This window comes from Albirhodobacter sp. R86504 (genome assembly GCF_042466415.1).
Lineage (GTDB): Bacteria > Pseudomonadota > Alphaproteobacteria > Rhodobacterales > Rhodobacteraceae > Albirhodobacter.
In genome coordinates this window covers 2,775,613-2,798,181 of record NZ_JAXHCH010000002.1, presented here as the reverse complement: position 1 = coordinate 2,798,181, position 22,569 = coordinate 2,775,613, and the positions used below count along the sequence as shown (strand labels likewise).

Genomic DNA, 22,569 nt, shown 5'->3' with positions numbered 1-22,569 from the left:
GTAGGCGTGCGCGGGGCGAGGTGCAAGCGCGATGCCCGCCCCCCGCCAACGCCGTTCTTTAGAGAAGAGCTTGTAGCTCACCCTCGTGGCGCTCCAAGTTTTTGCGCATTTTGCCAAACGCCTGTGCCTCCAACTGGCGCACGCGCTCTTTCGAGAGGTTCAATTCAACGCCCAGGCTCTCCAAAGTGCGCGGCTCGTCAACCAAACGGCGTTGCGCGACAATGTAGCGCTCGCGCTCGGTCAACTGACCCATCGCGGACGACAGCCATGTTCGCATCATCTTACGGTCATGGCGCTCGGTCGCGACAGCCTCGCCCGCTGGCGCATCATCTTCAAGCGCATCTATCCACTCGCGGCCTTCTTCCTCACCCGATTGCATCGCATTGAGGGAGTAATCAGACCCTGCCATCCGGCCGGACATCATCTCGACATCCCCCAAAGGAACGCCGAGCGTCTCCGCAATCGCACGGTCGAGCGCCGCGCCGCGCAATGGATCGCCTTCGGTCATGGAGCTGCGCTCAAGCTCTGCACGAACGCGCGCGAGATTGAAGAACAAGGATTTTTGTGACGAAGTGGAGCCGGTGCGAACCATCGACCAGTTCCGCATGACGAATTCCTGAATTGACGCCTTGATCCACCAAACCGCATAGGTCGAGAACCTAACTCCACGTTCAGGATCGAACTTATCCGCCGCTTTCATCAGGCCGAGGGAAGCCTCTTGAATGAGATCGGGCATCGATGCGCCGTAGCGCCGGAATTTTGACGCCATCGAAACCGCAAGGCGCATGTAAGCCGTCACGAGTCGGTGGAGCGCTTGCTCGTCGCGCTCGTCGCGCCACGCGCGGGCAAGCTCGGCTTCGACTTCTGCGCTGAGAAGTTCCGCCTTCATTGCGGCGCGCGGCAAAGTGTCATCCGTCATGCCGTCCCGTGCTGCCTGCCGGCTCGTCGGCTTGGTCGCGTTACGCGCTTTTGAGGCAACGGCCTCGGCGCGCGAAACGGCCTGTGCTGCGGCGCTTTGTTCGGAAGCGGCGATTTGCGAATTTATCAACATTGTCTCAATCCCTTCCACTTTTTACGATCCGCCATCCCGATCCTCCCGCACAAGATACCGCTGGGGGGTATCAAAATCTGTGATGGGCCTTCGCACGATATTTCTCGCGCTTTTCGGCTGCGGCTCTGGTTATCTTGTTAAGGGAACGAGCCCCGCGCTCGCAAAGTTGCACGATCACCTGAAAATAATTGAAATTTTGAGAAAAGGACTAAGCATGGGCTACGAATTGGCGATTGGCGACCGGAGCTACTCGAGCTGGTCTTTGCGCGGCTGGTTGTTATTTGCCAAGACCGGAATCGATGTGAAGACCTGCAAAGGCAGGATGTATAGCGCTGATTTTGCTAGACTTTTAGAGGAATTCGCTCCGGCAGGGCTTGTGCCTGCGCTGCGTCTTCCCGAGGGGATTGTGATCGCGGAAACCATGGCAATCGCCGAAACGCTCGCCGAGCGGCATCCGGAAATAAATTTATGGCCTGCGGATGCAACAGACCGCGCATTGGCGCGCTGGATGAGCGCGGAGATGCATGCGGGTTTCACTGCTTTGCGCGGTCATTGCGCGATGAATCTCCGCGTGGCTTATGCGGATTGTGCGCCCGATCAGGCGGTTCTGCGCGATCTGGAACGGATCGAGATGCTTTGGTCGCAGGCGTTGGGAAAGCACAGCGATCGCGGACCTTGGCTGTTTGGCGAATGGTCGATTGTGGATGCGTTTTTTGCCCCTGTGGCGGCGCGGATTGCGGGGCATTCTCTACCGGTCGGCGATTTGGCGCAGCGCTACGTCGAGACGCAAATCGCGGATCTGGCGTTCCGGCGCTGGCGTGCCATGGGCGCCGCCGAGGGCGCGGATCAGCCCGCCTATGCGCGCGACTGGCCGCAAAAAGCGTGGCCGGTGCCAACTCCCCTGCCTGCGCGCGCCCTCGATGATGCCGATCCAAGCGCGGCCCTGAACATGACCTGTCCCTATTCCGGTGATCAGGTGACGCATTTCTTGGAACTCAACGGACAGATTTGGGGCTTTTGCAATGCGTTTTGCCGCGACAAAACCATAGTAGATGCCGCCGCATGGCCTGCCTTCACGCAAATGGTTGCCCGCTTGGGTTGAATTCCTGTTGCCCCGCGCCCGTTTTACGCCAAACTTGGCTAAGCCCTGATGCAGGCTGAACAACGGGAAGCGGAATGGTCACGAGAACCTACACGGTTGCATTTGAAGGGATGGAAGGCCGCCTCGTCGAGGTGCAATGCTCGGTCAGCGAGGGCTTACCCGCTTTCTCGGTGGTCGGCTTGCCCGATAAGGCGGTCTCTGAGGCGCGCGACCGTGTGCGCGCGGCATTCGAGTCGATCGGCATCATGCTGCCGGCCAAAAAGGTGACATTGAACCTCTCGCCGGCCGATTTGCCCAAACAGGGCTCGCATTACGACCTCCCCATCGCGCTCGCGCTTTTGGGGGAGTTAGGGGTGCTCGCGCGCGATGATCTGGGGCGATACGTCTCAATGGGCGAGCTTTCTCTCGATGGGCGCTTGATCGCCATTCCGGGCGCGCTGCCCGGTGCGATGGCCGCGGCCGGTGAGGGCATGATGATGATTTGCCCTATGAAAGTGGGGGCGGAGGCGGCATGGGTGGGCGCGGCGGAGATCTTCGCCCTTAAGACCCTGTCACAGGCGGTTGATCACATCAGCGGCCGAAAGATCCATGGCCGCGCCGTTGCGGGCGAGATCACCGAGCCCCTGCGGGGCCGCGACCTCGCTGAAGTAAAGGGCCAAACACGCGCCAAGCGCGCCTTGGAGATCGCCGCCGCAGGCCGCCACCACCTATTGATGACGGGCGCGCCGGGTGCGGGAAAGTCGATGCTCGCGTCCTGTCTTCCGAGTATTTTGCCGGACATGACCGCGGCAGAGGCGCTTGAGACGGCGATGATACGGTCGCTTGCGGGCCTCTTGCCCGAGGGCGGAATTTCGCGGAACCGGCCGTTTCAGGAGCCGCATCACACCGCCTCGATGGCCGCGATCATCGGGGGGGGACGCAACGCGCAGCCTGGCGAGGTCAGCCTCGCGCACAATGGTGTGCTATTCCTTGACGAGCTGCCCGAATTCGCGCGCAACGTGTTGGAAACTCTACGCCAACCCATTGAGACTGGGGAGGTCGTGATCGCGCGCGCCAATGCGCACATGCGCTACCCCTGCCGGTTTCTATTAGTCGCGGCGGCGAACCCTTGCCGCTGCGGATATCTGACCAATCCCACACGAGCCTGTACCAAAGCGCCGCAATGCGGGGCGGATTATTTGGGCCGAATCTCGGGCCCCCTGCTGGACCGCTTCGATCTTCGTATCGAAGTCCCCGAACTGAGTTGGCGCGAGCTGGAGCAGCCCGCACATGGCGAAGGGTCCGCCGTCGTGGCCGAGCGGGTGCTGCGGGCGCGTCGTATTCAAGAAAAGCGGTTCGCGGCGCATCCCTCGGTTCGGGTGAATGCGGATGCGGAAGGCAGGCTGTTAGAAGAGATCGCGCCCCTTGATGCCGATGGTCGTGCCGTTCTCGCGAAAGCTGCCGAACGATTTGGTTTCTCGGCACGCGGCTATCACAGGATTTTACGCGTGGCGCGCACGCTTGCGGATTTGGACGACGCTGACAGGATCGAGAAACGGCACGTATTAGAGGCGGTCGGCTACCGGATTGCGTATCATGCGGGTTGATCCCCACAAGCATGAGGATCAACCCAGTATCATTTTCACAGAAGATTAACTCGTGCGACGCCCTTCAATCGCGAGCCAAATCTTCTCTGCGATATTCGTGCCATCGAAGCGTTCCAACTCCTGAATACCTGTCGGAGATGTCACGTTGATTTCAGTGAGCCAGTCGCCGATGACGTCGATGCCGACGAAGACTTGGCCCTTCTCACGCAAAAGCGGCCCGATCCGCGCGCAAATCTCACGATCACGATCCGTCAGCCCAACCTTCTCGGGTCGGCCACCCACATGCATGTTCGACCGCGTTTCACCCTCGGCCGGCACACGGTTGATCGCCCCGACAGGCTCGCCATCAACAAGGATGATTCGCTTGTCGCCTTTGGACACCGCAGGCAGGAATTTCTGCGCGATGAGCGGCTCACGGTTGATCCCAGAGAACAACTCGTGCAGCGACGCAAGGTTGCGGTCATCCGGTCCAAGCCGGAAGACACCAGCGCCGCCGTTGCCGTAAAGCGGTTTCAAGATGATATCGCCATGTTTCGCTTTAAACGCCCTGATCGTCTCAAGGTCACGCGCGATCAGCGTTGGCGGCGTAAGATCGGGGAAATCCAGCACCAGAAGTTTCTCAGGATAGTTCCGCACCCAGAACGGATCGTTCACGACAAGCGTCTTCGGATGAATCCGGTCAAGGATATGCGTCGTCGTGATATAGCCCATATCGAATGGCGGGTCTTGGCGTAGCCAGACCACGTCAAAGGTCGCGAGATCAACCTCCGCCTCGGCGCCCAGGGTAAAGTGATCGCCCTTCTCGCGCCGAACCGTAAGCGGCCAGCCGCGCGCATAGACATGGCCTTCGCGGTACGAGAGCCGATCTGGGGTGTAGTAGAAAAGCTCATGCCCGCGCTTCTGGGCCTCCTCCGCGATACGGAATGTGCTGTCAGCCTCGATATTGATCGGGCCGATCGGGTCCATCTGAATAGCGACTTTCACGTCAGGTCTCCTGCCAAGATGGCCCTTGATGACGCAGCCCGCGCGCGGATGCAATCGTCACTTACCATCCCGATTGCTCGAGGCCGAAGGCATTCTCGATCACTTTTATACATCCGGATCGATCGACAAGCGCGACATCAAATCTCGCTGAATTCGCGTGGCCCGCCCGCGTTTTCGCCAAAAACTCCTGCGCCGCGGCGTAGAGTCGGCTGCGCTGGCGAGGCGAGACGCGTTGCACGGCAAGATCATGCGTTGACGCGCTTTTGACTTCGACGAAGACAAACCCGCCCATGCCTTGGGCGATAAAGTCGATCTCTCCCGATCGTCCGCGCCATCGGCTTGCTGCGATTTCGTAGCCTTGGCGGCGATAGAGCTCAGCCACCTGATTTTCCGCGCTCACCCCCGAAGCATATGCCATCGCGCCTCGGTGCCTGCGCGCGTTTGAGTGACCTTCGCCCATCTATCCCCTTTCGCAGGTTCAGGAATTTTCATCCTCATCATCTTGATCACCAAGTGTCAGCGCCAATTGGTATACATCGCGCCGCGGCAAACCCATTGCGTCCGAGACTTCCTTTGCGGCGTCTTTCACACGCATTGTCGCAAGTTTCTCGCGCAAGAGTGCCTCGATTTCGTCTTGCCCGAACTGCACCCCCCGCGCTCGATCGATGAGCACGACAAGTTCGCCCTTTACGGATTGTTCCGCAAACCCATCGGCCAAGTCCTTTAACGTGCCGCGCCGAATTTCTTCAAATCGCTTGGTCAACTCACGGCATACCGCTGCCTGCCGATCTTCGCCAAAGACTGTCACGAGGTCGGTTAACATTGCGTTAAGCCGCTTGGGAGATTCGTAAAATACCAATGTCGCAGGCACGCCAGAGAACTCGGTCAGCCATTTCCGCCGCGCACTGGCGGTGTTGGGCGGAAAGCCTGCGAACAAGAACCGGTCGGAGGGCAATCCGGATACCGTCAACGCGGCCAGAACGGCCGAGGGGCCGGGCGCCGCAAACACCGGATAGCCGTTATCAATCGCCAAGCGCCCCAATTGGTACCCGGGATCGGCGACCAAAGGCGTGCCCGCTTCGGATGCGTACACCACCGATTTCCCCGCCGCCAACGCCGCCAGAATCCGGGGCCGTGCCTCCGCGCCGTTGTGATCGTGGTAGGCAATAACGTATCTGCCGTTCAGACGGACACCGTGGATTTCCATAAGATGCCGCAACGTCCGCGTATCCTCCGCCGCGATAACATCCGCCCCCGCCAGCAAATCCAACGCCCGCAATGTGATATCGCGGGCCGCACCAATCGGCGTGGCGATAAAATGTAACCCCGCGACAATTGCGCGGGGGTTTGCCTGCCAGAGTGTCGCATCAGGCGATGTTTCGCCTGCGTCGGTTGCATCTTGCATAGTGATCCCGTCTGGTCCGAACTGGCGGCAAGCGCCGCGTTTACTTTGCACCACGGACCGCATAGGGTCCGAGGCCTAGCCCCCTGTTTCAATCACCAAGAGGCCCCGTTCATGTTTGCTGTTTTACGCAATGCCCGCAAGCCTTTGCTTCGAATCACCGCAGCACTTTCGACAATGGCCCTCGTCGCATGCGCGCCCGGCGCCATGTCGAGTTCCGGCGGATCAGGGCAAAAGACTGACCCTTCGACGCCCGTGCAAGTCGCCCTCCTCGTTCCTGGCGGAACCGCCAATCCGGGCGAAGCGCTGCTGGCGCGTCAGCTCCGCCTTGCCGCGGAACTCGCCGTTGCCGACCAGAAAGGCGTAAACATCGATCTGCGCGTCTATAACACCGGCGGCAGCTCTGCGCAGGCGGCACAAGTCGCCAATCAAGCCGTCGATGAGGGCGCGAAAATCATCCTTGGGCCGCTGCATGGCGAGGCCGCGAATGCGGCAGGCGTGGCGGTTGCGCCGCGCGGCGTGAATGTGCTCGCCTTCTCGAACAACACGGATATCGCGGGCGGAAACGTCTTCGTGCTCGGGCCGACCTTTGCCAATACCGCGACACGTCTCGCGAGCTACGCGGCAAAACAAGGCAAGCGTCGCATTCATGTCGTGAGCGAACAAACACCTGCCGGTGAGGCAGGTGCACGCGCGATCGAGGCGGCCGTATCACGCGCGGGCGCAAGCCTCGCTGGGCGCACATCCTTCCCGCGCTCGCAAGACGGTGTCAGCACCGCCGCGCCGAAAATCGCGACTGCGGCCTCTGCCGGGGCGGATGCGGTGTTCATCACCTCAAACACCGATGACGTGCTCCCGTTCCTTGCGGATGCACTCAATGCGAAGGGAGTCACATCGCCCAATCCGCAGCTGATCGGCCTGACGCGCTGGGATATTCCTGCGGCTGCAATGCAACTCCCTGGCCTTCAGGGCGGTTGGTTCGCAATGCCCGATCGGAACTTGACGCAGGCCTATGAGGCGCGCTTCCAAGCCGCCTACGGCGAAAGCCCGCATGCGCTTTCGGGCCTCGCCTATGACGGTATCTCCGCCATCGCAGCGCTTGCAAAAACCCGCGGAAGTGATGCCTTCACGCAAGGTTCCCTGACCCAGAACGCCGGTTTTGTTGGCGTGAGCGGCGTGTTCCGCTTCCGCTCGGATGGCAGCAACGAGCGCGGGCTGGCGATTGCCGAGATCCGCAACGGCCAAGCCGTGATTGTTGAGGCAGCGCCGCGTTCGTTTGGTGGCGCGGGGTTCTAACACGCCGATTTACACGCTATTGAGAGGGCGGGCCTTGGGCCCGCCCTTTTTCATTGAGGTAGGCGTTCCGTGACTGACACCACTCCCAAAGCCGCAAATATCCCCGCAGCCGCGCGTGAAGGGGACGACCTGAGCGCACAGCTCGCCAGCAGGCAAGGTGACAGCCTCCCTCCCCCGCCGCAGCACCCGGACGCGCATGCGATCTTCGGCCCGAACTTCGCGCAGATCATCCGCGCCGCGATCCCAGATGGCGCCGACGCACGCGAGATCAGGGCGTTGAGCGTGAAGATGCTGGGTGAGGCCCGCGCTGAGGCCATGATCGGGATCGAGGCGCATTTTGCCTCGCATCCGCGCGCCGCCCGCGAGACGGTGCGCGCCTATTCCCAGCTGACAGATGGCACGGTTCTCGCGATTTTGGACATCGCAACGCAAGTGATCCACCCCCTCCCCAACCCAACCGAGACCGAACGGCTCGCGGTGCTGGCGGTTGGCGGATACGGACGCGCAGAGATGGCGCCCTCCTCGGATGTCGATTTGCTATTCCTCATTCCGTGGAAGCTCACACCTTGGGCTGAAAGCGTGATCGAGACGATGCTGTATATGATGTGGGATCTTAAACTGAAGGTCGGGCACAGCTCGCGCACGGTTGCGGAATGTGTTCGCCTCGGCCGCGAGGATTACACCATCCGCACCGCCCTGTTGGAGCATCGTTTCATCGGCGGCTACGCCCCGCTTGCGCAAACGCTGCGCGAGACCTTGTGGACCGAGCTCTTTGCAAACACGGCCCGCGAATTCATCGAGGCGAAGCTTAACGAGCGCGCCGAGCGTCACAAGCGCCAAGGCGGCCAGCGCTACGTTCTGGAACCCAATGTCAAAGAAGGCAAAGGCGGTCTTCGGGATCTGCAAACGCTCTACTGGATCGCGAAATACCTGCACCGCGTCGACCGCGCCGTTGAGCTTGTCGATGTCGGGGTGTTTACCGCGGAAGAACACGCCGCCTTCTATCACGCCGAAGATTTCCTATGGGCCGTGCGCAGCCATCTGCACCTGATCACGGGGCGCGCAACCGATACGTTGACCTTCGATCAACAGCCGGAAGTCGCGCGGCGCATGGGCTATCAGGATCGGGCCGGACGGCGCGATGTCGAGATTTTCATGCAAGATTATTTCCGCGAGGCCACCAAAGTTGGCGAATTGACGCGCATCTTCCTCGCGGGGCTGGAATCGCGGCACGTCAAGCAGGCCCCGCTCTTGCAACGCCTGCTGCGCCGCAAGAAAAAGCTCCGCGCGCCTTATGTCGAGGACATTGGCCGGATCAACGTGACCTCAGAGGCCGATTTTCTTGCGGACCGGATCAACTTCCTCCGTATTTTTGAAGAAGCCCTGCGCACGGGCATGCTGATCCATCCCGATGCGATGCGTATGATGGCCGCCAACCTCGACCGGATCGACGACGAAATGCGCGACGACCGCGAGGCCCAACGCATCTTCCTCGATCTGATGCTCAAACATGGAAACCCCGAGCGCGCCCTTCGACGGATGAACGAACTTGGCGTGCTGGCGGCGTTTATGCCCGAGTTCGAGCCGATTGTGGCGATGATGCAATTCAACGTCTATCACCATTACACGGTCGATGAGCACACGATTCAGGTGGTCTCGACGCTCGCACAGATCGAGCGCGAAGAGCTGGTCGAGGAGCTTCCGCTTTCCTCCGAAATCCTCAAGAACGGAATTAACCGCAAAGTCCTGTATGTCGCGCTGCTCCTGCACGATATCGGCAAGGGGCGGCCCGAAGATCACGCAATTCTGGGCGCGCAAATCGCACGCAAAGTGGCACCGCGACTTGGCCTTTCTGCCGAAGAAAGCGAGACCGTGGAATGGCTGGTGCGGTATCACCTGTTGATGTCGGACGTGGCGCAAAAACGCGATTTGTCTGACCCCCGCACGATCCGCGATTTCGCCAAGCTCGTGAAGACCAAAAAGCGCCTCGATTTGCTGACGGTGTTGACGGTTTGCGATATTCGCGGCGTCGGGCCGGGAACTTGGAACAATTGGAAGGCCGTTTTGCTCCGCCAGCTTTATTCCGAGACGACGATGGTGCTCGAACGCGGTGCGGAGGCCGTCAATCGCGAGTTGCGCACGGATGAGGCGAAAAAGGCGCTGCGCGCTGCGCTTAAGGATTGGGAGCAAAAAGATCGTCGGGCCGAGCTTGCGCGCCACTATCCGACCTACTGGCAGGGGCTTCCCTCCGAGACCCATGTCACCTTTGCCAAACTCGTGCGCGGCTTGAAAGATGACGAGATCCGCATCGATCTTCATCCCGATGTCGACCGCGATGCCACCCGCGCCGCCTTCGCGCTTGTCGACCATCCGGGTATTTTCTCGCGCTTGGCGGGGGCGCTTGCGCTGGTCGGCGCCAATATTGTTGACGCAAGAACCTATACGTCAAAAGACGGCTACGCGACGGCGGTGTTTTGGATTCAAGATGCCGAAGGTCATCCCTACGAGGTCAGCAAACTCACGCGCCTGCGCGGGATGATCGAAAAAACACTGCGCGGCGAGGTTGTCGCACGGGACGCTCTGAAAGATCGCGATAAGGTGAAGAAGCGCGAACGCGAATTCCGCTTCCCCACGCATATCATGATCGATAACGAGGGCTCCGAGATTTATACAATCGTCGAGGTTGATACCCGTGATCGTCCCGGTCTGCTCTATGATCTGACGCGAACGCTTGCGAGCAACAACATCTACATTGCCTCCGCTGTAATCGCGACCTTTGGCGCACAGGTGGTGGATACGTTCTACGTCAAAGACATGTTCGGCCTCAAACTGCACGCGAAAGCGAAACGCGAGATGCTGGAAAAGAAACTGCGCGAGGCGATTGACGCGGGCGCACAAAGAGCAGGACGGTAAATGCAGCCGATACGGTTGGTTAAAGGGTTTCTGACGGTTGGCGGATGGACATTCGCTAGCCGCATCCTCGGATTTGTTCGTGACGTGATGATTGCGTCCTATCTCGGCTCGGGCGCAGTTGCGGAAGCATTTCTCGTCGCTTTTTCTCTGCCAAACATGTTCCGCCGCTTCTTTGCGGAAGGCGCCTTCAACATGGCCTTCGTGCCGATTTTCTCGAAGAAACTGGAGGGTGGCGAAGATCCGCAAGTGTTTGCGCGTGATGCGATGGCGGGCTTGGCGACGATCCTGATCGCGCTGACGCTGATCGCACAGCTCGCGATGCCGTGGCTGGTTTACGCGATGGCGTCAGGCTTCGCGGCCGATGAACGCTTCACACTCGCCGTCGACTTCGGTCGGATTGCTTTCCCCTACATTCTATTCATTTCGATCGCGGCTTTGCTGTCGGGCGTGCTCAACGCGGCGGGTCGTTTTGCCGCCGCCGCGGCTGCGCCACTTTTGCTCAACATTACCTTTGTCGCCGCGATGCTGATCGCAGAGCGAAACGGATGGGCCATTGGCGATGCGCTGGCATGGGCGGTGCCGATCGCGGGCATCGCGCAAATGACGCTGGTTTGGATCGCTGCGCGCCGCGCCGGATTTAACCTCACGCCACGCCTGCCACGGATCACACCCGACATCCGCCGCCTTGCGCGGGTCGCGGGGCCTGCGATGCTGGCGGGGGGCGTGGTACAGGTAAACCTGCTCGTTGGTCGGCAAGTGGCGTCGCATTTCGAGGGCGCAATCGCGTGGATCAACTACGCGGACCGCCTCTATCAATTGCCGCTCGGGGTTGTGGGGATCGCGATTGGCGTTGTTCTTCTACCAGACCTTTCGCGCAAACTTCGCGCGGATGACGTCAGCGGCGGGCAATATTCCTTCTCGCGCGCGGGTGAGTTTGCCTTGGCGCTCACTGTGCCTTCGGCGGTCGCCTTGGTGGCCATTGCATTGCCGCTTTGCTCCGTTCTTTATGAGCGTGGCCGGTTTGACCATGCCGATACCGTTGCAACAGCGGCGGCGGTGGCGATTTACGGCCTCGGCCTGCCAGCGTTCGTGATGCAAAAAGTGTTACAACCGCTGTTCTTCGCCCGTGAGAATACGCGCTCTCCGTTCAACTATGCGCTGGTGGCTCTGGTGGTGAACGCGGTGCTTGCGATCGGGCTCGCCCCCGTGATCGGATATCTCGCGGCGCCTGTGGCGACGACCGTTGCGGCTTGGGCGATGGTCTGGCAGCTACGGCGCGGCTCGCGGCAGATGGGCCCAGCGGCGGCCTTTGATACGCGCTTTGCCAAGCGGCTTTGGCGCATCATCGCGGCCAGCCTTGTAATGGGTGCGGTCAGCTATGCGCTGGCTTGGGGGATGGGCGATTGGCTGAAAATGTCGGGCATCCGATATCTCGCGCTGCTCGGTTTGATTGTCGTGGCCATCGTGACCTATTTCGGCTTCGGTACCAAAATCGGCGCGTTCGCCCTGTCGGATTTCAAAACGGCAATGAAACGGAGCCGCTGATGCGGCGGCTCGCATAAGTTGGATGAGGGGCGCCGCGGCGCCCTTTTTCATGCCTTGATTACAGCGCCAATGCCGCTTTCAACTCGGCAAAGCTCGGGATGACATGATCAGGCCGCGCCGCATTCGGATAAAGCACCTGTCCCTTTCGCGCGACGAACACCGTTCGCAGCCCCACCTTCTTCGCGCCCGCGAGGTCCCAAGCATGGGCGGCAACCATCGCCACCTCCTCGGCCCGCAAATCAAGTGTTTTCAGTGCGTGAAGATAGGGGCGAGGGTCAGGCTTGAAGGCTTTGACCTCCTCGACGCTGATCACGCGCTCGAAATAGGGCGCGATCTGCGCGAACTCAAACTGTGCCGCCAACACATCGGCCGCGCTATTGGCCAAAACGACGAGACGCACGCCGCTTGCGCGCAATTCTTGTAACGCGGGGATCACATCGGGATGCGCAGGCATTTTGGTGAAGGGGTCGCGCACCGCGTCCTCGGCCTGCGCCCGCGTCAACGCCACATCGTATTTCTGCGCGATCATCTGCAAGGTCGCGACCCCCACATCCGCAAAATCGCGGTAGGTTTGGGTTAGCGTGTCGACGAGGGAATATTGAAGCAGCGTCGTGAACCAAAGCGGCAAGAGATCCTCGCGCCCGCCCAGCGCCGCCCCAATCGAGGCTTTGAGCGGCGCAAGATCCAGTGTCGTCTCGTTCACATCAAAGAAGATCGCCTTGATCGCCATCCGTGCCTCCTTGTTCGTGTTTAGGATCGTTGACGCAACCGCTCCAGCGCGCGGGCAAACCCGCCCGGGGCAACAAAGAACGACAGGCCAAACCCCGTGGCGAAACCTGCGAGTTCCGCGATCCAGTCCCATCCGCCGCCGAAGATAACGCCGAAAATCAACTGGATGCCCAAGAGCATACCAATCAACGAAAATGCGCGCATCCGGTTCGCATGCGCCATCCCAAGCCGCGTCCACAACAGCCAAGTGAAGGCGCCGACCAAGCCGTAAACCGCAGGATAGCCGCCGATCAACGGCATGTTCGACGCAGGCACCAAGGTATAAACAATGGCCCCCACAATCGCAGACGCAACGAACACCGCTGCCACCGCCCAGCCGGCAAACACCTCACCGACCATCTTCCCCAACGCGAGAATGAACACGCCGACCATCATAGCATGGGTGAAGCTCGCGTGGACGAAGGGATAGGTCGCGCCCCGCATGATGTAATCGAACGGCCATTGCCCGACCTCCATCATCGCGCGCCCCATATCAGGCGCATAGGCGAACTTCGCCAACATCTCCTGACGAAACGCAATTCCATTACCGCCCCCGACCAGCCCCACGCCCGCGAGCGCCGCGACGACCTCGATCGCGACAATCGGCAAAAGCAAAAGCCACACCACCGGAGGCAGCGGGTTCACTGGCGAAACATCGAAACCTTCACGCATCATTAGCCCTTCAAACCTGTTCCGCGCGCATCTCGGGCGGCGCGGCGATCCGCATTCTATGTCAGTTGACGCGGTCTTCTCCCACAGCGATAAGCGAGCCCGTATGAAAATTCCACCCCACCGGTCCAACGGTGGGTAGATCGGAGCATAAAATGACGGATACCACCCCAACCAGCGCCCTTCCCAACGCCAATTTTACACGGCGGGTTTTTTCGGGAATCCAGCCTTCTGGCAATCTTACGCTGGGAAATTATCTCGGCGCGCTCAAGCGGTTCGCGCAAAAGCAGGACGAGGGGATCGAGACGATCTATTGCCTCGTCGATATGCATGCGATCACCGTTTGGCAAGATCCGGAGAAGCTGCGCCGCGCCACGCGCGAAGCCGCGGCGGCGTTCATCGCATCCGGGGTAGATCCATCGAAATCGATCCTGTTCAACCAAAGTCAGGTCGGCGCCCATGCTGAACTGGGGTGGTTGCTCAATTGCGTCGCGCGACTTGGCTGGATGAACCGCATGACGCAGTTCAAAGACAAGGCCGGCAAGAACGCGGAGAAAGCGAGCCTCGGGCTCTATGCCTATCCCGCACTCATGGCCGCCGATATTTTGCTCTATCACACGACAGAAGTGCCTGTGGGCGATGATCAAAAACAGCATGTCGAATTGACGCGCGATATCGCCGCCAAATTCAACCATGACTACGGCGTCGAATTCTTCCCGGCGCCAGAGCCGGTGATTGAGGGCGCCGCCACCCGCGTGATGAGCTTGCGCGACGGGTCCAAGAAGATGTCCAAATCCGATCCCTCCGATGCGAGCCGGATCAATCTGACGGATGACGCCGATACGATTGCCAAGAAAATCCGCAAAGCGACCACCGATGCAGAGCCCCTGCCCGAGACCATCGACGGCCTTAAAGACCGCGCAGAGGCGAAGAACCTCGTGAACATTTACGCCGCCTTGTCGGATCGCACGGCGGCGGATGTGGTTGCGGAATATGCTGGCCAAGGTTTTGGCACGTTCAAGCCCGCCCTCGCGGATTTGGCTGTGGCGCAACTTGCCCCGATTTCGGGCGAGATGAACCGCTTGATGCAAGATCCTGCCGAGATCGACCGCATCTTGGGGAAGGGCGCTGCGCAAGCTGACGCAATTGCCCGCCCGATTTTGGAAAAGACCTACGAAATCATGGGGATGGTCCGCTCACGGTGAGTGCGGCTTCAATTTTATAGATCTGGGGCGCGGGGGCAATCCCGCGCCTTTTTCATGGCGAGCCTTGCGCTTTGCGCAGCGCGCGCGGGAACAGGGCAAACATCGTAGCCCCGCGAACCGCGTTCAGGACCATAAGCGCCGCCCAGAGCCCGTGATTGCCAAATGGTTCAAGAACGATCACCGCCATCGCATAGACAAGCGCGGAGACGACCATCGCATTGCGCATCTCTCGCGTCAGCGTTGCCCCGATAAACACGCCGTCCAGCATCCAGCTCGTCACCCCGATCAAGGGCGCAACCACAAGCCAGGGTAAAAACTCGCGGGCGGTTTCCCGAACCAAAGGCGCGGTCGTCATCAGATCAATAATCCACGGCCCCGCGATGAAAAACGAGACGCCCAGACCCGCCGCGCCGATCACACCCCACGCTCCCGTGACCTTCACCGCGCGCAGCACCTGCGCGGGCGCACGCGCGCCAACCGCCTGCCCGATAAGGCTTTCCGCCGCAAAGGCGAACCCGTCGAGCGCGTAAGCCGTGATCGACAGAAATTGCATCAACACCTGGTTCGCCGCGAGCGTCTGATCACCCTGCCCCGCGCCCAGAAACATGAAGCTCGTGAAAGAGGCCTGCAGCAGGATCGAGCGGATCATGATATCCGTGTTGACCCGTGCCATCTCGCGCAGCGCAACCGCATCAAGTAACCCGCCAAGTCGCACGAATAGCGCCGCACGGCACAGCCACAGGCCGATTGCCGCGCCGCCCAACTCCGAGATCAACGTGGCGATCGCAACCCCCTCCACGCCCCATCCGAACCCGAGCACGAACAGAAGATCCAGCCCGACATTCAATCCGTTCATCGCGAGTTGAATCATCAGCACGGCGCCGGTGCGTTCCGATCCAATCAACCAGCCATTGAGGGCGTAGAGCGCGATCGTCGCAGGCGCGCCCCAAATCCGGATCGCGAGATAGGCGCGCGCGAGATCCTCCACCTCGCCGCTCGCCGGGGCGATACGGAACGCGAGATCAATTAACGGCACCTGCAAGAGGACCATCAAGATCCCCGCGGCGAGCGCAATCATCAACGCGCGTTGCAAGGTTGCCGCGACCTCATCGCGCGCGGCCGCCCCTGTCTTCGCGCCCACGGCCTGCGCGGTAAGCCCCGTGGTGCCCATGCGCAAGAACCCGAAGATCCAGTAAATCGATGTCAGGATCACCGCCGCAAGCCCCACAGCGCCAATCGGCGCCGCTGCGCCCAACTGTCCGACGACGCCCGTATCCACCGCCCCAAGCAGCGGCACCGTCACATTGGACAAAACAATCGGCGCAGCAATCGCAAGCACACGACGATGCGTGATCGCGCGGGAAGGAATGGCCGAAGCCGCCGGCTGTGTCACGCCTCAGCTTGCCTCAAGAGGCGCACGATCCGGCATCAGAAAATGCCCCGTTGCCTGCGCGAACAGGCGCGTGCGGTTATCTTGCCAAGCCTCGACATGTACGCTCGCGTAGCGCCGCCCCGATCGATTGACGCGCGCGCGCGCATAGGCATCACGCGGCAAACCGGATCGCAGATAATCGACGGTAAAATCAATCGTCTTGGGCAAACGTGGCAACGCGGCCGGATCGGTCAGATCGATCCGGCCCGCCTCCACGTCCTCCCACAGATAGGCAAAGGACAGCTCGATGATAGCCGTGACCTCCATGAAGGCCGCCGTCGCCCCCCCGTGTAAGGCCGGAAGCATCGGGTTTCCGATCAGCTTCTCGTCATAGGGCAAGATCGCCGTGATCTCGTCACCGCGCCTGTCGAAGTCGATGCCGAGAAAACCGATATAGGGAACGCCATCGACAAGCGCCTTGAGGGCCGCATCGCGGCGCTGCTTGATAACTTGAACAGGTTCAGGACGTTTCATGCCGAAGTCTCCGCATCCGTTGATGGGGGCGTGTCGGTCGGGCGCGCCGCTCGCACGAAGGTAAACGTGCCAGTTGCCGCCGCGACAGGGTTTTCACGGTCGTCGTCATAGGCAAAGGCCCGCACGAACGCCACCGACCGCGTCACGTGATAGCATTGCGCGCGCGCGGTAATCCTTTGCAACGGCACGGCCGCGCGCATGTAATCAATGCGCAAATCGATCGTCGCTGTGCCCCCCGTGGCAAGGGGATGCGACATCACCGCCGCCCCACAGCACGTATCCATCAACGCCGAAACCGCGCCCCCATGGATGACCCCCGTATTGGGATCGCCGATAAACCGCGTATCGTATGGCATCGATATTTCAGCCGTCCCATTGACCAACTCATCCAGTCGCATCCCTAACGCTTTGGAATGCGGGATCACCTCAATCCATGAGCGCGCGCTTTGCATCAACGCCTCCGGATCTTTTCCCTGATCTTTGGCGGAAAGCGCACTCAAATCCGTGAATTGCGGCACTTCGGGGGCGTTCGGGGCCATGTCGACTCTCCTCCTCGGGATCTGACGCCTCTCGCGCGGATCACACCGCGTCACTCTAGGGCACAATTAATCGCGACCTCAAGCGGTTCAACCCGCCCTGCGCGCCGCAGGTATCTTGAGCTACGCGCGCGGGCGCGATAGCGTCTTGGCAAGAGGAGACGTCGAATGAGCGAAAAGATCAGTTTTAAAGAGATGTGTGCGATGTTCGATGCGACGCCGCGCACGTTACGCTACTATGAATATATCGAGCTGCTCTCGCCTCAACGCGAAGGTCGCGCCAGGTTTTACGGGCCCCGTGAGGTGGCGCGTATGAAATTGATTCTGCGCGGGCGGCGGTTCGGCTTCTCACTGGAGGAAATCCGGCAGTGGCTCGAGCTCTACGGCAAGGAAGGCACGAGCGCCCAAGGCATTGCTTGGGTTGAAATGGCTGACCGGCAACTGGCCGAATTAACGCGGCAACAAGACGAACTCGCCGCCTCGATTGAGGACTTACGTCAGCTCCGCTCCGAAGTTGCACAAAAAATGGGCATCTCGTAGCGGGTGAATTGTCGATGCTTTGGTGACAATCGGGGGTAAATGTCCACTTAACGGCAACAACAATGCGTGACATACATTTGACCCGTCGCCCCAATCGCCCAATGACATAAGTTCAAAAATGGCTTGAGACGGCGGAATTACACTTCTTAAGAGGTAATTGGCCCCGCTAACGCGACCCGATTGCCAATGTTGCACCTTTCGACGATCCGTGATGGATAGTCATCGTGAGCGCGTCGACTGGCGCCGAGCAGGTATCCGAAGCGGTCTGCATGTAGCAGGCTCCCGCCGTTTCGAGTAATGATTAATGCAAGAATATTTCGAACTTGCATCGGCTTATTTGCTGACATTACGTCATTCTTTTTTTGACGCCACGTTACAGTGACGTTCACGTCAACTTCACTTGTAAGATGTCTTTAGTTCACCTTTTTCAGCACTCCGCCCGACCCTAACGCGACCCTGAGAGGTGACTATGAACGACGATGTGATGACAATCCGCGCGATGTGCGATGCGTATGATGTAACGCCACGGACTTTGCGCTTTTATGAAGCGAAGGAGCTGCTGTTTCCGATCCGCGAAGGGCAAAAGCGCCTGTTTACACGGCGCGACCGTGCGCGGCTGAAGTTGATCTTGCGGGGCAAGCGCTTCGGGTTCAGCCTCGAATCAATTCGGCAGCTTCTGGATATGTACGACTTGGGCGATCAGCAGCACCTGCAAATGGTGGAAACGCTGAAGGTCGCTCGTGAGAGGCTCGACGAGATGACGCGCCAACGCGACGAGTTGGATGCGGCGATCGCCGAGTTGAATGATCAGATCGAGATGGGTGAAGCCGCAGTGCGCGCCAAGGTAGCCGCTGGGGACTAACCCGAAAACGGGAGAGAGAAATGCCTAGCTACAGCGCCCCAGTCAAAGATATGCAATTTGTCCTGCATGAGCTTTTGGAAGTCTCCAAAGCCGATATCGCAGGTTTTGAGGAAATGGAGGCCGAGTTTACCGAAGCGGTTTTAGAAGCCGCGGGTAAGGTCTCGTCCGACATCCTCGCACCCCTAAACAAGACGGGGGACGCCGAAGGCTGCGTTCTCGAAAACGGCACCGTCCGCACCCCGAAGGGGTTCGACAAAGCCTTCGCCGCGATGAAAGAGGGCGGCTGGACGGCCCTTGATTGTGATCCTGAATATGGCGGCCAAGGCATGCCATACGTCCTTGCGACCGCCGTGGGGGAGATGTTTGTCTCCGCGAACATGGCGTTCAACATGTATCAGGGCCTGACGCATGGCGCCTATTCCGCGATTCACGCCCATGGTACCGATGCGCAAAAGGCGACCTACCTTCCCAAGATGGTGACCTGCGACTGGACAGGCACGATGAACCTGACCGAACCGCACTGCGGCACCGATCTGGGATTGATGCGCACCAAGGCCGAGCCCCAAGACGATGGCAGCTATCTGATCACCGGTCAGAAGATTTTCATCTCGGCGGGTGAGCATGACTTGGCAGAAAACATCATCCATCTCGTCCTCGCGAAGGCGCCGGGCGGCGGTGAGGGCACGAAGGGCATCTCGTTGTTCATCGTTCCCAAGTTCGAGGTAAACGAAGACGGAACCCTCGGGGATCGTAACGCGGTGTCGGTCGGCGCGATCGAAGAGAAAATGGGCATCCACGGCAACGCGACCTGTGTGATGAACTATGACGGCGCGAAGGGTTACCTGCTGGGCGATCTCCACAAGGGTATGCGCGCGATGTTCACAATGATGAACGAGGCGCGTGTGGGCGTGGGCCTGCAAGGCTATGCGGTGGCCGAAGCCGCCTACCAAAACGCGGTCATTTACGCCAAAGACCGCCTGCAAGGCCGCGCCGTGACGGGCGTAGAAAATCCGAACGGCCCTGCGGATCCGTTGATCGTGCATCCTGACATCCGTCGTAGCTTGATGGATCAAAAGTCCTTCGTCGAGGGCGCTCGTGCGTTCACGTTCTGGGGCGCGAGCCTGATTGACCGCGCGCATAAGAACCACGACGCCGAAGCCGAAGGTCTGATTTCGCTGATGACCCCCGTCATCAAGGGGTTCTTGACGGATAAAGGCTTCGAAACGGCCGTCGCCGCGCAGCAAGTCTACGGCGGGCACGGATACATCGAGGAATGGGGCATGTCCCAATTCGTTCGTGATGCCCGTATTGCCATGATTTATGAGGGCGCGAACGGCGTGCAGGCGCTTGATCTGGTCGGTCGCAAGCTGGCTGCGGATGGCGGTAAGCATGTGATGGCGTTCTTCGAGATGGTGAAGGCGGAATGCAAGGCGCATGAGGGCGATGAGGCGATGGCCCCGTTCACCGAGGCGCTGAAGGTCGCTTCCAAACAGATGCAGTCGGCGGGCATGTTCTTCATGCAAAACGGGATGAAGAACCCCAATGCGGCCCTCTCGGGAAGCAATGACTTCATGCATCTGATGGGGCATGTCTGCCTCGGCCTGATGTGGACACGCATGGCGAAGGCCGCGCATGTGGCGCTTGCGAATGGCGCCTCGGACAAGGCCTTCTACGAGACCAAAATCGCCACCGGTCGCTATTACATGGCGCGCCAACTGCCCGCTTGCGCGATGCACTTGGCCCGCATCGAGAGCGGCGCGGACCCTGTGATGGCGCTGGCGGCGGATCAGTTCTAATCTGCGCGATGTGATATGATCTAGAAAGGGCGCGGGAAACCGCGCCTTTTTCATTTTCGCGCGGTGCTCCGTGCGACAAATTCAACCCTTTGAAATTCAAAATTTCTTGCCCGCAAGTTGATAGCGCCGTGATAAAATCAGGGCTAGAGTTTCCTTGGGCGAGTCTTTCGCCCTTATCCGGATACGACGACAGGATCACACAGATGCCCAAACGCCTGCGCCTCACCCGCCGATTTCCGGTTGCGATGACGAACGACGCGTATCGCCGCCTGCAAAGCTTTGCGAAAGACGCTGACCTCTCACCAGATGAGGCGCTGACCTTTGTGTTCGAGCATTTCAATTCGGTTCTGGACGAAGAGAAATTCCCGCACCGCCTGCGTTTGTTCAAAGCGGAACTGACCGCGCGCAAGGCCTGACGGGGCTCGCCCGCCGGAGCCTTCGAGATGTGACGTGCCGTCATTCAGCGAGTGACGTGGCGGCTTAGCTCTGGCGGGGGGATTACGTGCGGGTAAACCTGTGGCATCATAGCTCTGAGCGGGCATCGACTTGAGGAGGAAGTCATGACGGCGAAACTCTATTGTTTTGGGGAAAGCGGCAACGCTTACAAAGCGGCGCTGACGATGGCGCTGAGCGGTTATCCGTTCGAGCCTGTCTACGTCGACTTTTTCAACGGTGGCGCGCGCACCCCTGAATATCTCGCGATTAATCCGATGGGTGAAGTGCCCGCCTTGGTCGACGGGGACAAAACCCTGACGCAAAGCTGCGCGATCCAGTTATATGTTGCCCGCAAGACCGGCAAATTCCTCGCGGCGGATGAAGACGAGATGATGCGCTGGATGTTCTGGGATGCGCAAAAAGGATCGGGCCAGCAAGGCGGCCTGCGGTTTTTGAAAAACTTCCTACCCGAAGACAAACGCCCCAATGAGGCGATTGCGTGGCTATCGGGCCGCGTAGATACCGCGCTCAAGACGTTGAACACCCATCTTGATCACCGCGACTGGATGGTGGGCGATGCCCCTTCCCTCGCGGATTTTGCCTGCTGCGGTTACCTTTTCTATCCCGAACCTTTCGGGTTTGACCGCACGCAGTACCCCCATATTTCGGCTTGGCTGGATCGCATCAGCGCCCTGCCCGGCTGGCAACACCCCTATGATTTGATGCCCGGCAATCCGTCGGATCGGGCCTGAGGAGGATCTATGACCGAAGCATATATTTATGACGCCGCCCGCACACCGCGCGGCAAAGGTCGCAAGGATGGCAGCTTGCATGAGGTGACCTCCGTTGCGCTCTCAGCGCGTCTGTTGAATGCGATGAAAGCGCGCAACGGTTTGGAAGGCCATGCGGTTGAGGATGTGATTTGGGGCAACGTCACCCAAGTGGGCGAGCAAGGTGGATGCCTTGCGCGGTCGGCCGTGCTTCTGTCCGATCTGGACGAGCGCATCCCCGGCCTCGCGATCAACAGATTCTGCGCGTCGGGCATGGAGGCGGTGAACCTTGCCGCCAACCAAATTCGCGGCGGCGCGGGCCAAGCCTATATCGCAGGTGGCGTGGAAATGATGGGCCGCGTTGCGATGGGGTCGGACGGGGCGGCGATTGCCGTTGATCCGTCGCTCGCGATGAAGACTTACTTCGTCCCTCAGGGCATTTCGGCCGATATCATCGCGACTGAATACGGGTTCACCCGCGAGCAAGCCGACGCGTTCGCGCTGGAATCCCAGCGCCGCGCGGCCGAGGCTTGGGCCGACAACCGCTTTGCCAAATCCATCGTGCCCGTGATCGATCAAAACGGCGTCGTGATTCTGGACCGCGATGAATATATGCGCCCGGAAACCACTGCGGAGGGCCTCGCCGGCCTCAAACCTGCGTTTAAGGACATGGGCGAGGTGATGCCCGGTTTCGATAAGGTTGCGATGCTGAAATATCCGCACCTCGCGGCGGTAAACCACATCCACCACGCGGGGAACTCGTCGGGCATCGTCGATGGTGCGGCCGCGCTGCTGATCGGATCGAAAGAGTTTGGTATCGCGCACGGCCTCAAACCCCGCGCCCGCATCCGCGCGACCGCCAAAATCGGCACCGATCCGACGATCATGCTGACTGGTCCGGTTCCGGTCACCGAGAAAATCCTGCGCGATAGCGGGATGAGCATCAATGACATTGACCTGTTTGAGGTCAACGAGGCGTTTGCATCGGTCGTTTTGCGCTTCATGCAGGCGTTCGACGTCCCCCACGATAAAGTCAACGTCAACGGCGGCTCCATCGCGATGGGACACCCCTTGGGCGCAACGGGCGCGATGATCATCGGCACGCTTCTCGACGAGTTGGAACGCCGCGATCTGAGCACCGGCCTCGCTACACTTTGCATCGCATCCGGCATGGGTGCGGCCACCATCATCGAGCGTGTCTGA

Annotated in this window: 21 protein-coding genes; 12 read left to right on the top strand and 9 right to left on the bottom strand. The window is 60.1% G+C overall.

Translation table 11 applies throughout. From position 1 onward, the window contains the following. Positions 1-58: 58 nt before the first annotated feature. Positions 59-919: an RNA polymerase factor sigma-32 gene (locus SJY32_RS15505; RefSeq protein ID WP_376877798.1), complete on the bottom strand. Its 861-nt coding sequence runs from the start codon at positions 917-919 to the stop codon at positions 59-61. A 346-nt stretch (positions 920-1,265) separates the two neighbouring features. Here SJY32_RS15505 and SJY32_RS15500 point away from each other — a divergent pair, with 346 nt between their 5' ends. After that, positions 1,266-2,153, top strand: a complete 888-nt coding sequence (locus tag SJY32_RS15500; RefSeq protein WP_376877436.1) for a glutathione S-transferase — start codon at positions 1,266-1,268, stop codon at positions 2,151-2,153. A gap of 74 nt (positions 2,154-2,227) precedes the next feature. Continuing rightward, positions 2,228-3,739: a YifB family Mg chelatase-like AAA ATPase gene (locus SJY32_RS15495; protein ID WP_376877433.1), complete on the top strand. Its 1,512-nt coding sequence runs from the start codon at positions 2,228-2,230 to the stop codon at positions 3,737-3,739. Between the two features lie 45 nt (positions 3,740-3,784). On the opposite strand, the gene gshB is transcribed toward SJY32_RS15495, so the two are convergent. The 3 genes from gshB to rsmI form a co-directional block, all read right to left on the bottom strand. Next, positions 3,785-4,723: a glutathione synthase gene (gene gshB, locus SJY32_RS15490; protein WP_376877430.1), complete on the bottom strand. Its 939-nt coding sequence runs from the start codon at positions 4,721-4,723 to the stop codon at positions 3,785-3,787. A gap of 61 nt (positions 4,724-4,784) precedes the next feature. Continuing rightward, the gene (locus tag SJY32_RS15485; protein ID WP_376877427.1) at positions 4,785-5,105 is read right to left on the bottom strand and encodes a YraN family protein; all 321 of its coding nucleotides are present in this window, start codon (positions 5,103-5,105) and stop codon (positions 4,785-4,787) included. Between the two features lie 96 nt (positions 5,106-5,201). After that, positions 5,202-6,128 carry a 16S rRNA (cytidine(1402)-2'-O)-methyltransferase gene (gene rsmI / locus SJY32_RS15480; RefSeq protein WP_376877424.1) on the bottom strand — a complete coding sequence of 309 codons (927 nt, stop codon included), beginning with the start codon at positions 6,126-6,128 and terminating at the stop codon, positions 5,202-5,204. A 111-nt stretch (positions 6,129-6,239) separates the two neighbouring features. Here rsmI and SJY32_RS15475 point away from each other — a divergent pair, with 111 nt between their 5' ends. The 3 genes from SJY32_RS15475 to murJ all read left to right on the top strand — a co-directional run bounded on the left by SJY32_RS15475 (position 6,240) and on the right by murJ (position 11,879). Then, the gene (locus tag SJY32_RS15475) at positions 6,240-7,421 is read left to right on the top strand and encodes a penicillin-binding protein activator (RefSeq protein WP_376877421.1); all 1,182 of its coding nucleotides are present in this window, start codon (positions 6,240-6,242) and stop codon (positions 7,419-7,421) included. Between the two features lie 129 nt (positions 7,422-7,550). Further along, positions 7,551-10,334 carry a [protein-PII] uridylyltransferase gene (locus tag SJY32_RS15470; protein ID WP_376877795.1) on the top strand — a complete coding sequence of 928 codons (2,784 nt, stop codon included), beginning with the start codon at positions 7,551-7,553 and terminating at the stop codon, positions 10,332-10,334. Next, entirely contained in the window at positions 10,335-11,879 is a 1,545-nt protein-coding gene (gene murJ / locus SJY32_RS15465; RefSeq protein ID WP_376877418.1) for a murein biosynthesis integral membrane protein MurJ, read from the top strand. A gap of 58 nt (positions 11,880-11,937) precedes the next feature. Here murJ and SJY32_RS15460 read toward each other — a convergent pair whose 3' ends face one another. Together SJY32_RS15460 and SJY32_RS15455 are read right to left on the bottom strand one after the other, a co-directional pair. After that, positions 11,938-12,609 (bottom strand): haloacid dehalogenase type II, encoded by a 672-nt coding sequence (locus tag SJY32_RS15460; RefSeq protein ID WP_376877415.1) that lies wholly within the window; start codon positions 12,607-12,609, stop codon positions 11,938-11,940. 20 nt (positions 12,610-12,629) lie between these two features. Then, positions 12,630-13,319, bottom strand: a complete 690-nt coding sequence (locus SJY32_RS15455; RefSeq protein WP_376877412.1) for a rhomboid family intramembrane serine protease — start codon at positions 13,317-13,319, stop codon at positions 12,630-12,632. A gap of 152 nt (positions 13,320-13,471) precedes the next feature. Between SJY32_RS15455 and trpS the strand changes: the two genes are divergently transcribed. After that, on the top strand, positions 13,472-14,521 hold the full coding sequence (trpS, locus tag SJY32_RS15450) for a tryptophan--tRNA ligase (protein ID WP_376877409.1): 1,050 nt from the start codon (positions 13,472-13,474) through the stop codon (positions 14,519-14,521). 52 nt (positions 14,522-14,573) lie between these two features. On the opposite strand, the gene SJY32_RS15445 is transcribed toward trpS, so the two are convergent. From SJY32_RS15445 to SJY32_RS15435, 3 genes are read right to left on the bottom strand one after another with little or no spacing between them, the layout of a single operon-like run. Continuing rightward, positions 14,574-15,914 (bottom strand): MATE family efflux transporter, encoded by a 1,341-nt coding sequence (locus SJY32_RS15445; protein ID WP_376877406.1) that lies wholly within the window; start codon positions 15,912-15,914, stop codon positions 14,574-14,576. 3 nt (positions 15,915-15,917) lie between these two features. Beyond that, positions 15,918-16,427, bottom strand: a complete 510-nt coding sequence (locus SJY32_RS15440) for a PaaI family thioesterase (protein ID WP_376877403.1) — start codon at positions 16,425-16,427, stop codon at positions 15,918-15,920. Beyond that, positions 16,424-16,879, bottom strand: a complete 456-nt coding sequence (locus tag SJY32_RS15435) for a PaaI family thioesterase (protein ID WP_376877792.1) — start codon at positions 16,877-16,879, stop codon at positions 16,424-16,426. The genes SJY32_RS15440 and SJY32_RS15435 overlap by 4 nt, the downstream gene beginning before the upstream one ends. A gap of 252 nt (positions 16,880-17,131) precedes the next feature. On the opposite strand from SJY32_RS15435, the gene SJY32_RS15430 reads away from it, so the two are divergent. The 6 genes from SJY32_RS15430 (at position 17,132) to SJY32_RS15405 (ending at position 22,569) form a co-directional block, all read left to right on the top strand. Then, positions 17,132-17,503 carry a MerR family DNA-binding transcriptional regulator gene (locus SJY32_RS15430; protein WP_376877400.1) on the top strand — a complete coding sequence of 124 codons (372 nt, stop codon included), beginning with the start codon at positions 17,132-17,134 and terminating at the stop codon, positions 17,501-17,503. Between the two features lie 469 nt (positions 17,504-17,972). After that, entirely contained in the window at positions 17,973-18,365 is a 393-nt protein-coding gene (locus SJY32_RS15425) for a MerR family DNA-binding transcriptional regulator (RefSeq protein WP_376877397.1), read from the top strand. Between the two features lie 20 nt (positions 18,366-18,385). Next, positions 18,386-20,161, top strand: coding sequence for an acyl-CoA dehydrogenase C-terminal domain-containing protein (locus SJY32_RS15420; protein ID WP_376877394.1), 1,776 nt, complete (start codon positions 18,386-18,388; stop codon positions 20,159-20,161). Positions 20,162-20,364: 203 nt separating this feature from the next. Continuing rightward, positions 20,365-20,577 (top strand): hypothetical protein, encoded by a 213-nt coding sequence (locus SJY32_RS15415; protein WP_376877391.1) that lies wholly within the window; start codon positions 20,365-20,367, stop codon positions 20,575-20,577. 144 nt (positions 20,578-20,721) lie between these two features. Further along, the gene (locus SJY32_RS15410; RefSeq protein WP_376877388.1) at positions 20,722-21,348 is read left to right on the top strand and encodes a glutathione S-transferase family protein; all 627 of its coding nucleotides are present in this window, start codon (positions 20,722-20,724) and stop codon (positions 21,346-21,348) included. 9 nt (positions 21,349-21,357) lie between these two features. Then, on the top strand, positions 21,358-22,569 hold the full coding sequence (locus SJY32_RS15405; RefSeq protein WP_376877385.1) for an acetyl-CoA C-acetyltransferase: 1,212 nt from the start codon (positions 21,358-21,360) through the stop codon (positions 22,567-22,569).